Annotated in this window: 14 protein-coding genes; 9 read left to right on the top strand and 5 right to left on the bottom strand. The window is 61.9% G+C overall.

The window, feature by feature from the left end; genetic code table 11:
• The first annotated feature begins 266 nt into the window (after positions 1–266).
• On the top strand, positions 267–1,292 hold the full coding sequence (locus tag POF45_RS04895) for a zinc-dependent alcohol dehydrogenase family protein (protein WP_282315235.1): 1,026 nt from the start codon (positions 267–269) through the stop codon (positions 1,290–1,292).
• 158 nt (positions 1,293–1,450) lie between these two features.
• On the top strand, positions 1,451–2,641 hold the full coding sequence (locus POF45_RS04890; protein ID WP_282315234.1) for an MFS transporter: 1,191 nt from the start codon (positions 1,451–1,453) through the stop codon (positions 2,639–2,641).
• A gap of 45 nt (positions 2,642–2,686) precedes the next feature.
• Here POF45_RS04890 and POF45_RS04885 read toward each other — a convergent pair whose 3' ends face one another.
• Positions 2,687–3,580 (bottom strand): LysR family transcriptional regulator, encoded by an 894-nt coding sequence (locus POF45_RS04885; RefSeq protein WP_259494858.1) that lies wholly within the window; start codon positions 3,578–3,580, stop codon positions 2,687–2,689.
• Between the two features lie 113 nt (positions 3,581–3,693).
• Between POF45_RS04885 and POF45_RS04880 the strand changes: the two genes are divergently transcribed.
• From POF45_RS04880 to POF45_RS04870, 3 genes are all read left to right on the top strand, one after another.
• Entirely contained in the window at positions 3,694–5,097 is a 1,404-nt protein-coding gene (locus POF45_RS04880) for an amidohydrolase family protein (RefSeq protein WP_259494857.1), read from the top strand.
• Positions 5,098–5,246: 149 nt separating this feature from the next.
• Positions 5,247–5,726 (top strand): DMT family transporter, encoded by a 480-nt coding sequence (locus tag POF45_RS04875; protein ID WP_282315233.1) that lies wholly within the window; start codon positions 5,247–5,249, stop codon positions 5,724–5,726.
• A gap of 11 nt (positions 5,727–5,737) precedes the next feature.
• The gene (locus POF45_RS04870) at positions 5,738–6,982 is read left to right on the top strand and encodes an OprD family porin (RefSeq protein ID WP_282315232.1); all 1,245 of its coding nucleotides are present in this window, start codon (positions 5,738–5,740) and stop codon (positions 6,980–6,982) included.
• Between the two features lie 30 nt (positions 6,983–7,012).
• On the opposite strand, the gene chrA is transcribed toward POF45_RS04870, so the two are convergent.
• On the bottom strand, positions 7,013–8,467 hold the full coding sequence (chrA, locus tag POF45_RS04865; RefSeq protein WP_282315231.1) for a chromate efflux transporter: 1,455 nt from the start codon (positions 8,465–8,467) through the stop codon (positions 7,013–7,015).
• Between the two features lie 101 nt (positions 8,468–8,568).
• Between chrA and POF45_RS04860 the strand changes: the two genes are divergently transcribed.
• Complete coding sequence (locus POF45_RS04860; RefSeq protein ID WP_282315230.1) at positions 8,569–9,045, top strand: (R)-mandelonitrile lyase; 477 nt, start codon at positions 8,569–8,571, stop codon at positions 9,043–9,045.
• 199 nt (positions 9,046–9,244) lie between these two features.
• Here the strand turns inward: POF45_RS04860 and POF45_RS04855 are convergent, their stop codons facing one another.
• On the bottom strand, positions 9,245–10,096 hold the full coding sequence (locus POF45_RS04855; protein WP_282315229.1) for a CAP domain-containing protein: 852 nt from the start codon (positions 10,094–10,096) through the stop codon (positions 9,245–9,247).
• A gap of 165 nt (positions 10,097–10,261) precedes the next feature.
• On the opposite strand from POF45_RS04855, the gene POF45_RS04850 reads away from it, so the two are divergent.
• Entirely contained in the window at positions 10,262–10,885 is a 624-nt protein-coding gene (locus tag POF45_RS04850; RefSeq protein WP_282315228.1) for a cell wall hydrolase, read from the top strand.
• 289 nt (positions 10,886–11,174) lie between these two features.
• Here POF45_RS04850 and POF45_RS04845 read toward each other — a convergent pair whose 3' ends face one another.
• Both POF45_RS04845 and POF45_RS04840 read right to left on the bottom strand, forming a co-directional pair.
• On the bottom strand, positions 11,175–12,545 hold the full coding sequence (locus POF45_RS04845; RefSeq protein ID WP_282315227.1) for an ATP-binding protein: 1,371 nt from the start codon (positions 12,543–12,545) through the stop codon (positions 11,175–11,177).
• Positions 12,542–13,204, bottom strand: a complete 663-nt coding sequence (locus POF45_RS04840; protein WP_282315226.1) for a response regulator — start codon at positions 13,202–13,204, stop codon at positions 12,542–12,544. Before POF45_RS04840 ends, POF45_RS04845 begins: the two co-directional genes overlap by 4 nt.
• A gap of 168 nt (positions 13,205–13,372) precedes the next feature.
• On the opposite strand from POF45_RS04840, the gene POF45_RS04835 reads away from it, so the two are divergent.
• On the top strand, positions 13,373–13,639 hold the full coding sequence (locus POF45_RS04835; RefSeq protein ID WP_259494849.1) for a PepSY domain-containing protein: 267 nt from the start codon (positions 13,373–13,375) through the stop codon (positions 13,637–13,639).
• Positions 13,639–14,184, top strand: a complete 546-nt coding sequence (locus POF45_RS04830; RefSeq protein ID WP_282315224.1) for a cytochrome b/b6 domain-containing protein — start codon at positions 13,639–13,641, stop codon at positions 14,182–14,184. Before POF45_RS04835 ends, POF45_RS04830 begins: the two co-directional genes overlap by 1 nt.
• The last annotated feature ends 8 nt before the right edge of the window (positions 14,185–14,192 follow it).

The following is a 14,192-nucleotide window of genomic DNA, read 5'->3' as shown; positions in this document are numbered from 1 at the left end:
CGGTATGTGTATGTCGATTGAACGCCGCAAATCCCTGTGGGAGTGAGCCTGCTCGCGAAGGGGCCATTACATTCAACATCTTTGTCGGCGGTCATATCGCCTTCGCGAGCAGGCTCGCTCCCACAGGGGTTGTGCATCAGGCACACAGCGTCACCTTACTCCATTGCGGAGCAAAACGTCCGCACACAGCGGATCTCCCACCTACTTAATCCGCGCAACGGCGAGTTCTATCATCGGTTCCACTGTCACCCACCGAGATAACCGTCATGTCCGAATCAATGAGCCGCTGGGAAATTTCCGCGTTTGGTCTTGATAACCTGAGCCTGGCCAATCGCCCGGTTCCGACCCCGAAAGCCGGGGAAATACTGGTAAAGATCGACGCCGTGTCCCTGAACTACCGCGACACCCAGGTTGCCGAAAACGGCATGACTGCTGCCCTGGATTTCCCGTTCACCCCGGCCTCCGACATGGCCGGTACGGTGGTCGCAGTGGGTGAGGGCGTCAGCCGCTTCACCGTGGGGGATCGCGTGATCTCCACCTACATTACCAACTGGATCGATGGCAATCCAAAAACCTGGGCGCAGATGCCGACTCAGGGCGGACCGATCCAGGGCATGCTCGCGCAATACGTGGCGACGCCGGCCGACTGGTGCGTCATGGCGCCGAAAAACCTCACTGCCGTGCAGGCCAGCACGCTGCCCATCGCTGCGCTGACCGCGTGGATGGCGTTGATTGAACTGGGCCATCTGCATGCCGGGCAAACCGTGGTAGTGCAGGGCACGGGCGGGGTTTCACTGTTTGCCGTGCAACTGGCCGCCGCCAGTGGCGCCATCGTGATAGTGACCAGCAGCAGCGACGAGAAAATCGCCGAGGCGAAGAAGCTCGGCGCCACCCACGGCATCAATCGCAGCACGACGCCTGAATGGCAACACGCTGTGCTCGAACTGACCGACGGGCGCGGCGCCGATCACATTCTGGAAATGGCCGGCGGCGACAACCTCGGTCGCTCCCTGCAAGCAGTGGTGCCGGGTGGCCGCGTGTCGATCATCGGCCTGCTGGACTCCGACGAGTTGCGTACACCGATCATGCCGCTGCTCGGCAGCCGCGCCAGCATCGTCGCCGTGGCCGTCGGCCCGCGCCGTGCGCTGGAAGACATGGTGCGCATGATTGATCACCACGGCATCACGCCGGTCATCGATGCCACCTATTCCTTCGCCCAGGTGCCGCAGGCGTTCGCTCACCTCAATCGCGGGGCGTTCGGAAAAGTGGTGGTGGATTTCAACAAGGCTTGATTCCAAAAGTTGCGCAATTCCCTGTGGGAGCGGGCTTGCTCGCGAAAGCGGTGCGTCAGTCACATCAATGCTGAATGGGCTGCCATCTTCGCGAGCAACCCAGCTCCCACGGCGAGTGTGCTCATTTTTCAGGTATCCGCACACAAGATGGATCTCAAATGCCCCATTCGATAAAACCCATGAGCGTCATGCCCTTCATCATCCTGGGCCTGTTCGGCTTGTACACCCTGGAACTCGGCGTGGTCGGCATTCTGCCGCTGATCGTCGAGCGCTTCGGGGTGACGGTGGCCCAGGCCGGTTTGTTGATGAGCCTGTTTGCGTTCATCGTCGCCATCACCGGGCCGTTTCTGGTGCTGGTGTTTTCACGTTTTGATCGCAAGAAAGTGCTGGTTGGCGCGTTGTTGTGCTTTTCACTGTGCAGCGTGTTGTCGGCCTACGCACCGAATTATTCGACCTTGATGGCCCTGCGCGTCGTTCCGGCAATGCTGCACCCGGTGTTCTTCTCGGCGGCGTTCGCGGCGGCGATTTCGCTGTACCCCAAGGAGCGCGCGACCCATGCCACGACCGTGGCGTTCATCGGCACCACCCTGGGCCTGGTGTTCGGCGTGCCGATCACGGCGTGGGTGGCGGGGCGGTTTTCCTATGAGGCATCGATCCTGTTTTGCGCGGTGGCGACGCTCCTTGCCGGACTAGGTCTGTGGCTGAAATTGCCACGTCAGGCATCAGCACCTGAGAGCTTTGCCAGCCAGTTGTCGATCCTGAAAAAGCCGGCGGTGTGGCTGGCGATCTTCGCCACCATCCTGGTGTTCACCACCAAGTTCGCGGTCTACAGCTACGCCGCCGAATACTTGAAAAACCAGACCGGACTGGACGGTGAAACCATCAGCTTGCTGTTGGTGATTTTCGGTGTCGGCGGGGTGGTGGGCAATTTGCTCGCAGGTCGTGCGTTGGGCAGGCATCTGGTGATGACGGTGGTCATGTTCCCGATCCTGTTGAGCGTGGCGTACCTGATCCTGTCGCTGTTCGGCAACGCTTCGCTGAGTTCGATGATCGCGATTGTTTTCGTCTGGGGCGCGATTCATACCAGCGGCATGGTTATCACCCAGATGTGGCTGACGTCGTCAGCACCCGAGGCGCATTCGTTTGCCACCAGCCTGTACGTGTCGGCGGCCAACGGCGGGATTGCAATCGGCGCGTGGATCGGCGGGGTGTTTATCAATGCCTACGGATTGCCGGGGACGATCTGGTGCGGCTGGTTGTTTGCGGCGGCGTCGTTGCTGGTGATTGTGGCGAAGGCGGTGGCCTATCGGGATAAACGTCAGGCGCTGAACCTGCAAATGACCAACTAAGACACCTAACCCACAGGGATTGTGGTTCATCCAATAAAATCCCGATCAGGCAGGGTTTCGCAACGCCGCAATAAACACCTGCAACGCCGACGACATCTGCCGGTTGCTCGGGTAATACAAATAGAAACTGGGGAAGGGCGTGGAAAATTCTTCCAGCAGTGGCACCAGCGCGCCGCTGTCGAGTTCGTCCTTGAGCCACTCGCGGATCCACACCGTGATCCCCAGCCCGTCCACTGCCGATTGCAATGCCACGGCGCAGTCGCTGACCACCAGCGAGCCTTTGACGCTCAGCTCGAACGGCATGCCCTCGTTGAAGAAGCGCCACTTGTACAACCCGGTTTCCCCGGAGCGGCGCCAGTTCACGCAACTGTGTTGCAGCAGGTCGACGGGTTTGGCCGGTTTGCTGCGATGTTCCAGGTATTTGGGCGAGGCGATGGCGATTTGCGTCAGCGGTTCGCTGAGCTTGAGGGCAATCATGTCCTGCTCGATGAATTCGCCCAGGCGAATGGCCGCGTCATAACCCTGCGCGACGATGTCCTGGGTGCTGTCGTCGTTGGTCAGTTCCAGCTGGATGTCCGGGTACGCCGCCTGGAACGCCGGCAAGATCGGCTGGATGAAATGCAGCATCGCCACCTGCGGTGCGCTGATGCGCAAGGTGCCGACCGGGGTGTCGCGGTACTCGTTGAGGGCTTCGAGCGCCGAATCCAGGTCAGTGAAAATCACCCGCAGGCGCTCAGCCAGTTTTCCCCCGGCTTCGGTGGTGGACACGCTGCGGGTGGTGCGATTGAGCAGGCGCACCCCCAGGCGTTCTTCCAGACCCTTGATGGTCTGGCTCAGCGCCGAAGGCGACACCCCGAGCGCCTGCGCGGCCCGGGAGAAATTGCGCTCCTGGGCCACGGTAAAGAACGCCTTGAGATGGCTGAAATCCTGACTGCGCATTATGTATGCGCTCCTTCACAATGTTTGAAGATCTTTCAGTATTCTAAATAAACACCTTGGGTCAGACAATGCGGGCAACCGGCGACTTTGCCCCCGTACCCAAGGAACCCATCATGCCACTTCCGACCCATTACGACGTTTTGAATTCGGCCCTCGCACCCTTGCCCGACGCGCAACGCCTGTTGCTGATCAAAGGCGGGATGATCGTCACCATGGACGATGCATTGGGCAATTTTGCTGAAGGCGACGTGCTGATTCGCGGCACTGAAATTCTGCAGGTGGGCGTCAATCTGCCCGCCGACGGCGCCGAGGTGCTGGACGCCAAGGGCATGATCGTCATCCCCGGCATGGTCGATACCCATCGCCACGCCTGGGAAGGTCAACTGCGCCGCATCAACCCTGATTCGCCGTCCCTCGAAGACTACTGCAACGCCACCCATTTCTCCTTCGCCAAGTACTACCGGCCGCGGGACATGTACGTCGGCAACATGCTCAGCGCGCTGGGCGCGATCAACGCCGGCATCACCACCATCATCGACAACTCGCACAACGCCCGCAGCGGCGCGCATTCCGATGCGGCCATCGAAGCGCTGCAAGATGCCGGCATTCGCGCCGTGCATGCGCCGGGCGCGCCGTTGTCCGGTGAGTGGGAATCGACCCAATGGCCAGGCGATCTGCGGCGTCTCAAGGACAAAGTCGCAGGCCATAGCGACTCGCTGGTGACGCTGGCGATGATGTCGCAGATCAACCGCGAGCAATGGGCGGTGGCCCGTGAACTGGGGTTGAACATCGTCACCGAATTCTTCGGCGCCGGCATGGCCTCGGAACTGGACGCCTTGCAGGAAGAAGGCCTGCTGGGTCCTGACAACATTTTCAACCACTGCACCTGCCTGCCGGATCAGGGTTGGTCGATCCTGCGTCACGCCGGGGTCAAGGTGAACGTCTGCCCGCGCTCCGATGCGCATTACGGTCTTGAAGACGGTGTCTTCGCCTGGCAGAAAGCCGTGGATCACGGCATGAACCCCGGCCTGAGCGTCGACAACGAAAGCTCTTACGGCGGCGACATGTTCGGTGAAATGCGCGTCGCGTTTTACCTGCAACGGGCGGCTGCCCACAGCGCGCATTTCCATGGCAAGCCCGCCGCACCGGCGCTGGTCAACACCCGCCAACTGCTCAAGGCCGCCACGCTCGACGGCGCGGCCTGCGCCGGGCTGGAGTCGACAATCGGCAGCATCACCCCCGGCAAACAGGCCGACATCGTGCTGATCCGCACCGACAACCTCAGTGTTTACCCGTCCAACAACGCCTTGGGCACCGTGGTGCATGCGGCCGAGCGCGGCGACATCGACACCGTGTTGATCGCCGGGCGCATCCGCAAACAGGGCGGTGTGGTGCTGGGCGTGGATCGTCAGCAACTGAACCTGGCCACTGAAGAATCACGCGAGTTTTTGTTCCGCGCAGCGGGTTATAGCGCTGATCCGTTTGCCGAGCAGTTCACCCCGTTGCACGCCAGTTAACACCAACCCCAAACCCTGTGGGAGCGGGCTTGCTCGCGAAGAGGCCGTGCCAGTCGGCCTCAATGCAGCTGAACCACCGCATTCGCGAGCAAGCCCGCTCCCACATTGGATACGCGTTCTCCCTGAATTCTAACCAAGAGGTAGCGATCATGGTCCTGATTTCCTTTGCGCTGGCTTTTCTGGCCGGCATAGCGATAGCGGTGCAAGCAGCGGTCAACAGTCAGTTGGCCGCGGCCATGACGGGCAACACCATGGCCGCTGCGTTCTACTCGTTTTTCACCGGGATGATTCTGCTCGGGGCGATTGCCTTTTTCCGGGGCGGTTTGACTGAGTCCCTCAGCGTCATACCGGGCCAGCCCGGCTGGCGGTTGATCGGTGGAGTGCTGGGCGCCGGGGCGATTTTCTGCACCGTGTGGCTGGCGCCGCGCATCGGCCTGGCCAACTTGCTGGTGCTGGTGATTGCCGGGCAGTTGTTGTCCTCGGTGGCGATCGATCATTTCGGCTGGCTGGGCGCGATGGTGCGGCCAGCGGCGTCGATCAAGATTGCCGGGGCGGTGGTGGTGCTGGTCGGCGTCGGCCTGACGCTGTTCGGCGAACGCCTGATCGCAGCGCTGGCCCGGGTCTTTTGAGGAGCGCCGTCATGACGTTATTCAAGGTATTCGGCGCGGTGCTGGTGACGGGATTCAGTGCCTGGGCTCACGCGGATTTCTTCGCTGATTCCCACGCCACCTTCGAAACTCGCAACGTGTATTTCAACCGTGATTTTCGCGACGGCCCCAGCACCCAGCAATCGAAACGCGAAGAGTGGGCGCAAGGCCTCATGCTCAAGTTCGAATCGGGCTACACGCCGGGGCTGGTGGGGTTCGGTCTGGACGCGCTGGGCATGGTCGGCTTGCGTCTGGATTCAAGCCCCGACCGCGCCGGCAGCGGCTTGTTGCCGGTGCAGTCCGATGGCCGCGCCGCCTCGCAATACGGCAAGTTGGGCCTGACGGCAAAAGTGAAAATCTCCCAGACCGAATTGAAGGCCGGGTCGCTGATTCCATCGCTGCCGACTTTGCGCCCCAACGACGGCATGATCCTGCCGCAGTCGTTCGAAGGTGCGCTGGTGACGTCCAAAGACTTGCCGGGTTTTGTCGTCACCGCCGGGCAACTGCAACAGGTCAAAGGGCGCAACGACACCCGCTACGAAGACATCGCCCTGAACAACAAGAACAACCGCTTTGCCCGCAACGCACCGGGTGAACACCTGAGCCTGGGCGGCTTTGACCGTCAGCTTGGCGATGATGCGAAGTTCAGCTACCACTACGCGGCGCTGAGCGATGTGTACAGCCAGCACTTTGTCGGGCTGGTGGCCTCGCACCCGTTGGGTTCAGGCACCGTCGGCGCGGATCTGCGGCTGTTCACCAGTTCGGATCAGGGCGCGGCCCGTGGTGGCAAGATCGACAACCGGGCGCTGAACGGCATGCTCAGCTACGCCAACGGCGGGCACAAGGTCAGCGCCGGCTACCAGCAGATGTCCGGCAGCAGCGCGTTCCCGTATGTCGAAGGCAGCGATGCGTACCTGGTCAACTTCTCCCAGATCGGTGATTTCGCCGAAGCCAGGGAGCGCTCCTGGCAGGCGCGTTACGATTTTGATTTCGAACGCCTGGGCATTCCGGGATTGACCGTGATGAGCCGCTACATTTCGGGCGACAACGCCCAGGTGCCGGGCGTGGCGGGGAAGGGCCACGAGTGGGAGCGCAACACCGAGGTCAAGTACGTGATTCAGAGCGGCACCTTCAAGAACCTGGGGTTGCGGCTGCGCAGTGCGACGTATCGTTCGTCGTTTGCCCGGGACGCGGATGAGACACGGATTTTGCTGACGTACACCAAGGCGTTGTGGTGACCGGGTAACACCACAAATCCCCTGTGGGTTTCAGATGAACAGTTTTAGGCTCAGGCCGATCAATGCACACCCGACCAACACCTCAATCACCCCTCGCTTGAAGCGCAACAACGCAATCGCCGCCGCGAGGGCAATCAACGCCGAAGGCCAGTCGAAGTGGCCGCCAAAACCGTTCGGCCACAGCACGTGATAGCCGAAGAAACAGGCCAGATTGAGGATCACCCCGACCACGGCGGCGGTAATGGCGGTCAGCGGTGCGGTGAATTTCAGTTCGTTGTGCGTCGCTTCCACCAATGGCCCGCCCGCAAGGATGAACAAGAAGGAGGGTAGAAAGGTAAACCAGGTCACCAGCGAGGCGGCGACGGCACCGGCCAGAAACACATGGTCGGCGCCGAACAGCTGCTGCACATAGCCGCCGATAAACCCGACAAAAGCCACCACCATGATCAACGGACCGGGGGTGGTTTCGCCCAGGGCCAGGCCATCGATCATCTGCGTCGGCGTCAGCCAGCCATAGTGCCCGACGGCGCCCTGATACACGTACGGCAACACCGCGTAGGCGCCGCCAAACGTCAGCAGAGCCGCTTTGGTGAAGAACCAGCTCATCTGCGTCAGCGTGCCGTCCCAGCCAAACAGCGCGGTGAGCAGGCTCATCGGCAGCAGCCACAGGGCCGCGCCGATCAGTGCCAGACGCAGCAGTTTCCAGCGGCTGAAGCGGGCATGTTCCGGAGTCGGGGTGTCGTCGTCGATCAAAGCCGGACCGAAGGAGGCGTTCGCCGCCGCATGGCCGCCGCTCTTGAACGTGTCCGGGGCCAGGCGCCCGCCGAGGTAACCGATGAGCGCGGCGCCCAGCACAATCAGCGGAAACGGCACATTGAGCGCGAAGATCGCGATGAACGAGGCGGCGGCGATTCCCCACATCCAATTGTTCTTCAATGCCCGCGAGCCGATGCGATGGGCGGCCTGCACCACGATGGCCGTGACCGCTGGCTTGATGCCGTAGAACAGGCCGGCCACTGCTGGCGTTTCACCGAAGGCGAGGTACACCCAGGACAACCCGATCAGAATGAACAGTGACGGCAGGACAAACAGCACGCCGGCGATCACCCCGCCCCAGGTTCGGTGCATCAGCCAGCCGATGTAAGTTGCCAGTTGCTGCGCTTCCGGTCCTGGCAACAGCATGCAGTAGTTAAGCGCGTGCAAAAACCGCCGCTCCGAAATCCAGCGCCGCCGCTCCACCAGCTCTTGATGCATGATCGAAATCTGCCCGGCCGGGCCGCCGAAACTGATGAAACCGAGTTTGAGCCAGAAGAGAAAGGCATCGCGCAGGGAAACGGCTTCAGGTTTTGTTCGATGCTGGTCGGGGGCGGTGTCGCGCAAGGGTTTGGCCTTATTCGGATAGCGGCGGTGTTTACAGTAGCGGTGCTCGGGCGGTTCGGACAGTGGCCATGCACGCTGGTCATTGGCAGTGGGCGCGGTATTCATGAGTCTCCCTCATGAATGCATTCGAACGGTAGCGGCTAATCATGACAATCCGCAGTTGATAGATTGGCATCATCTTCCAATCCACTTGAATGAGCCCGGTCATGAACACCCTTGCCGCAACCGCGTTATCGCTCTCCTTGCTGGCGGTGGATTCCCAGGTTCAGGAGACACCCATGCTCACAGTTACCCCCAATGGCTCGCAGCCTGGCGCCAAAGGCCCGGCCGATTATTTCACCGGCACTGTGCGTGTCGATGCGCCGTTCAAGGGTACCGAGCCGGCGCGGGTCACTGGCGCCACCGTGACGTTCGAGCCGGGCGCGCGTACCGCCTGGCATACGCACCCGCTGGGGCAGACGCTGATCGTCACCGCCGGTTCTGGCTGGGTGCAGGAGTGGGGGCAGCCAGTGCAATCGATCAACCCCGGCGATACGGTGTGGATTGCACCGCATGTGAAGCACTGGCACGGCGCGACGGCGAGCGCGGCGCTGACCCACATTGCCATCAACGAGATGCAGGATGGCAAGGTGGTGGACTGGCTGGAGCAGGTGAGTGATGGGCAGTATGCCGAGGCGCAGTGATGATCAGGGTGTGGCAATGACAATGGGGGGGATCACCTCTGCCTGTGAAGTGTGATGCGCAACCTGTGGCAAGGGGGCTTGCTCCCGCTGGGTCGCGAAGCGGCCCCAGATGAGGCTTGCTACGCCGTCCAGCGAGAGCAAGCTCCGTCGCCACAAAAGTCGTGTCACAGCAAAAACTGATCAACAGTGACTGTCGCGTTTACTGGGTACCAAACATCGCCGTCCAGTAAATCCCCGCGTCACTTTTCGGGTCCACGGCATAAGCCGCACCCAGCTCGCGGAATTGCGGGTTCATCAGGTTGGCGCAGTGGCCAGGGCTGCCGAGCCAGCCATCGACGACTTTTTGCGTGGTGTCTTGCCCGGCGGCGATGTTCTCGCCGATCTGCTGGGCGATGTAGCCGGCCAGTTCAGCGCGATCCCCCGGCGTGCCGCCGTTGCGGTCCTTGTGATCGAAATAATTGTTGTTGGCCATGTCACGGCTGTGGGCTTCGGCAGCGCCGCCCAACGTGGCGTTCCAGGCCAGCGGCGTGGTAGCAGCGAAGGGTTGGCCACCGCACTGGCGGGGCTGGGCGCGGGCGGCGTTGAGCAGGCCCAGCAGCTTTTGGCCTTCTGCCTGGGACTCGGCCAGACGGCCGCTCAGCAAGGGGCGCGCCAGCACGATGCGCCATTCCCTGTCATCACGGCTGACGCCGACATCGATGAATTGCGGGTTCAGCACCACCTGGCAAAAACTTTCTTGCACCGCCTGCATGGCCGACGCCGCATCACGCGGGCCGGAGAGGGTGATCGCCTGCACGTTGACCATCGGATAACCGGCGCGGGCCATCGATTGCTGCAGGTCGACGGCGCCGCTGGCGGGCAGCACCAGTCGCGGGTCGGCGGACAGCGGTGGCAGCTCCGGCGAAGCCTGGGTGCCGCAGCGTTGCACCTGGCTGCGGTAGGCGTTGATCGACTGGACCAGTTGCGATTCGTCAGTGGCCAGGGCCGAGGTGACGAACACCAGGCCCAGCGACAAGGCCGCAAGACGCGAAACAGATGGCAGGATGCCCATGAAAATCCCCCTTGATCGGACTGCGCCCATGATGCGCGATTTCCACCCGTTCAGGGCAATCCCTTTTTGCGTTTTACCGGCGGTTTACGGGACCGATTTGCCGACTACACTGGAGCAAGGTCGCCATCCTGGCACCTCCCCGACGCCTCACAGAGTGTTCCTGCCATGCACGTAAAGTGGATCGCGATTTGTCTCGCTCTCGGTTTTTTTGCAGCTCAAGTGTTCGCCGACGACCAGGAACAAAAAAAGGAAGTCGCCGTAGACAAGGCCCAGGTGCTGGAACAGAAAGCCGCCGAGAAGGGCAGCGACGCACCGGTGGCGAAAAAGGCCGAAGCCATCACCCCGGCTGAAGTGCAGGCAGTCGACCCGGCCGGTACGGCACCCTTGGATGACGCCATCACCTGCCTGGCGCGTTCCATCTACTGGGAAGCCAAAGGCAAAGACAGCGCCGACATGGAAGCGGTGGCCAACGTGGTGATGAACCGCCTCGGCCACGAGGGTTTTCCGGACACGGTCTGCGGGGTGGTCAAGCAGGGCTCGGAGAAACATGCCTGCCAGTTTTCCTGGTGGTGCGACGGGCGCTCGGACACGGTTCAGGAGGACGGCCCCTACGCCACGGCCAAGGAAATTGCGCGCAAGGCGCTGAACAAGCAACTGCCGGACCGCACCCGTGGTGCCATGTATTTCCATGATCGCAACGTCAAACCGGTCTGGGCGAAGCAGTACATCAAGACGGCTCAGATTGGCCGGTTTCTGTTTTACAAACCCAAAGCGGGCTCGGCGAAGTAGCGGTTCCTGCGGCGAGGGAAGAGCTTGCTGCCGTTCGCGTGCAGGGGAGTGCTTCGCCCTCCAGCGCGAGCAAGTTCCCTCGCCACAGGGGTCAGGCGTGACCGAGGGCCACGGCAAACGACACCACGATCATGCAGGCGAAGGCGAAATTGATGTTCATGGCGTCTGGGTCCGGGCTGGTGGAAGTGCTGCTATGGTGCAGACATCGGCGCGCAATGAATAATTCGCTTTGGTGATTTGTATGATCGAAGGAAATGATGGATGAGTTAACACCAAGCCCCCTGTGGGATCACGCAGGTGGGTTGATCCGCAACTGCGCGCACAGCCCACCTTCTGCCCGGTTATACAGCCGCAGACTGCTGCCAATCTTGCCGACGATCATCTCGACAATCGCCAGCCCCAGACCGGCGCCGTTGGCATGGCCCTCGCTGTAAAAACGTTCGAACAATCGCTGTTGATCCTGTTCATCGATCCCCGGCCCCGAATCCTCGACGCTGACGTACACCGCGCCGCAGGCTTGCGCTTGCACCAATACCCGCACTTCAGTGCCCTGGGGGGCGAAATTGAGAGCGTTGGTGAGCAAATTCTGCAAGGCAATGGCGAACGCCAACGGATCGGTTTGCACCGGGCAACCGTGGTCGCCATCGAGAATCAGCTCGACGTCCCTGTGCATCGCCAGCGGCGTGAGTTCGGCCAGTTCTTCGCGAATCAGCGCGATCAGGTCCACGGTTTGGATATCGGTGTTGTTCAACTGCGGTTCGAGGCGGGCCATGGTCAGCAACTGGCTGGCAATACGGGTTGCCCGGTCGACGCCGCTGACCAGATATTCCAGCGCTTCTTCGCGCTGAGCAGCGGTGTCGGCCTGTTGCGCGTTTTGTGCATGAATTCGCAGTACCGCCAGCGGCGTGCGCAATTCATGGGCGGCGTCGGCGATGAAACGCCGTTCGCGCTCCAGCAGTGTGTCGATCTGCGCCAGTAGCCCGTTGAGCGCGGTCTGCATCGGCTCAAGGTCCTGGGGCAGGGGCTTGAGCTGCAACGGTTGCAGGGTCTCGCTGCTGCGGCCCCGGATCGCCTGAGTCATGGCCCGCAGGGGTTTGAGGCCCCAGCCGATGGTCAGCCAGATCAGGGCCGCCAGCAGCGGCACGCCGATCAGCGTCGGCCACAATGTGTGGCGGACGATGCGCTGAATCAGGTCCTGACGAATATCGTCGCGTTCACCGACCCAGATCAACAGCCCCTGTTGCGGGTCCGCCAACAGGAACGCGCACCAGTCACGGCCATTTTCCAGCAGGTCGTGGGAACCGAGGGTGGTGGGCGGCGCGTCGATCACTGGCGCTTCGGCAGAGCGCACCAGCAACTCGCCGGTGCTGCGCCACACCTGAAAGGCCAACCGGGTTTCATAAGGGTGGGCGGCTTCGCCGTCGCCGACGCGGCTCATTGCCTGGTCAAAGGCCTGGTAGAGACGCCCCCAGTCGGCGTCCCCCGGTGCCCGTTGCGCGAGCACGCTTTGCAGCAGGCGAGCGCTCTGCGCCAGTTGGGCGTCATAGACTTCTTCGATTTCATGGTGACTGTCGCGAAAGACCAGCCAGCAGATCAGCAGGTCGCCGAGCAACAACAGCACCAGCACCGGGGCGAGAATGCGTGCGCGTACCGACTTCATGGCTTGAGCTCCACCGCGTAGCCGACACCGCGCACGGTGCGAATCAGTTCGCTGAAGAGTTTTTTGCGCAGGTTGTGGATCAGCACTTCCAGGGTGTTGCTCTCGACCCGGTCCTGCCAGCCGTACAAGGCCTGGGACAGGCGTTCGCGGGTGACCACTTTGCCGGGGCGGATCATCAGTTGATGCAACAGCTGGTACTCCATCGGTGTGACGATCACCTCGACGCCCTGAAAATTCACCTGTTGCGTGGCCGGGTCCAGGCTGACGCCGGCGTGTTCCAGCAGCGGCTGCGCCCGACCCTGACTGCGGCGCAGCAGAGCGCGGACACGGGCTTTGAGCTCGTCAACGTCGAAGGGTTTGACCAGGTAGTCGTCGGCCCCCGCATCGAGCCCGGCGATGCGCTCGGCGGTGCCGTCGCGGGCGGTCAGGATCAGCACCGGCAGGTTGTGCTGCTCGCCGCGTAATTGCTGTAACAGTGCCAGGCCGTCGAGTCGCGGCAAGCCCAGGTCCAGCAGCAGCAAGTCGAAGTTTTCGCTGCGCAGGGCGTGTAGCGCATTGACCCCGTCCTGCAACCAGTCAAGGGTATAGCCTTCGGCGTTCAGGGCAACGCGGATGCCTTGGCCGAGGGCACGGTCATCTTCGACGAGGAGCAGGCGCATGGATGATCTCTATAGGAAAACTGGCATGGCAACGGCGGCATCATGCCGTTCTCCTCCAAGACCTGGCAGCCCCGGCCCGGGTAAAGATGTAACGGCGCGTTGCCAACTAAGCTTTCATTAAGCTTGGTTTCGCACAGTGAGGCCTTCCTCAAACGAGAGAGTGTCTCCATGCGCAAACTACTGCTGCTTTCCCTGATCATTGCCAGCCCCCTGGCCGTCGCCGGCCCGCAGTGCACCACCGCCGAGCGTTCGCAATGGCAAGACCAGAAAGTCTTCCAGGAGCAACTCAAGGCGCAGGGTTATGAGATCAGCAAGTTCAAGGTCACCGACGGCAACTGCTACGAGATCTACGGCTTTGACAAAGACAAGCGCAAGGTCGAGATCTACCACGATCCGGTGACCGGCAAAGCGGTCAAGACCGAGATCAAGGGTTGATGCCAGCGCAGTCCCTGCGCCTCTGGGACCCCGTGGTGAGACTGTTTCACCTCTCCATCGCGGGCGTCTTCATCACTAACTACTTCTTCAATGAAGCCGGTGGCGACTGGCATGTCTGGCTCGGTTATTACGCCGGGGCCTGGCTGCTGGTGCGGGTGGTGTGGGGATTCATCGGCCCGCGCAGTGCCGGTTGGGCCGATTTCTGGCCGACACCGGCCAGGCTTGGCGCTCACCTGCGTTCGCTGGTAGCGGGGAGCCCGCAGCATCGCCTGGGTCATTCGCCGTTGGGGGCATTGGTGATGATTTTGATGATGCTGGCGTTGCTGACCCTCGGGCTCAGCGGCTGGGCCATGGAAGAGGTCGATGCCCTGTGGGGGGCCGACTGGCCGTTGCAGGTGCACGAGACTGCTGCTGATGTGTTGATGGGGTTGGTCGGCGTGCATGTCTGCGCGGCGATCGTCGAGAGCCTGCAAGTGCGCGACAACCTGCCGTTGTCGATGATCACCGGGCGCCGGCGGCGCTTGCCGGATGACGTCAGTGGCTAACACACCCG

The sequence above is a fragment of the Pseudomonas fungipugnans genome (genome assembly GCF_029955235.1).
Lineage (GTDB): Bacteria > Pseudomonadota > Gammaproteobacteria > Pseudomonadales > Pseudomonadaceae > Aquipseudomonas > Aquipseudomonas fungipugnans.
Note: the sequence above shows the minus strand (reverse complement) of the source record. Positions and strands in the feature narration are given on the sequence as shown.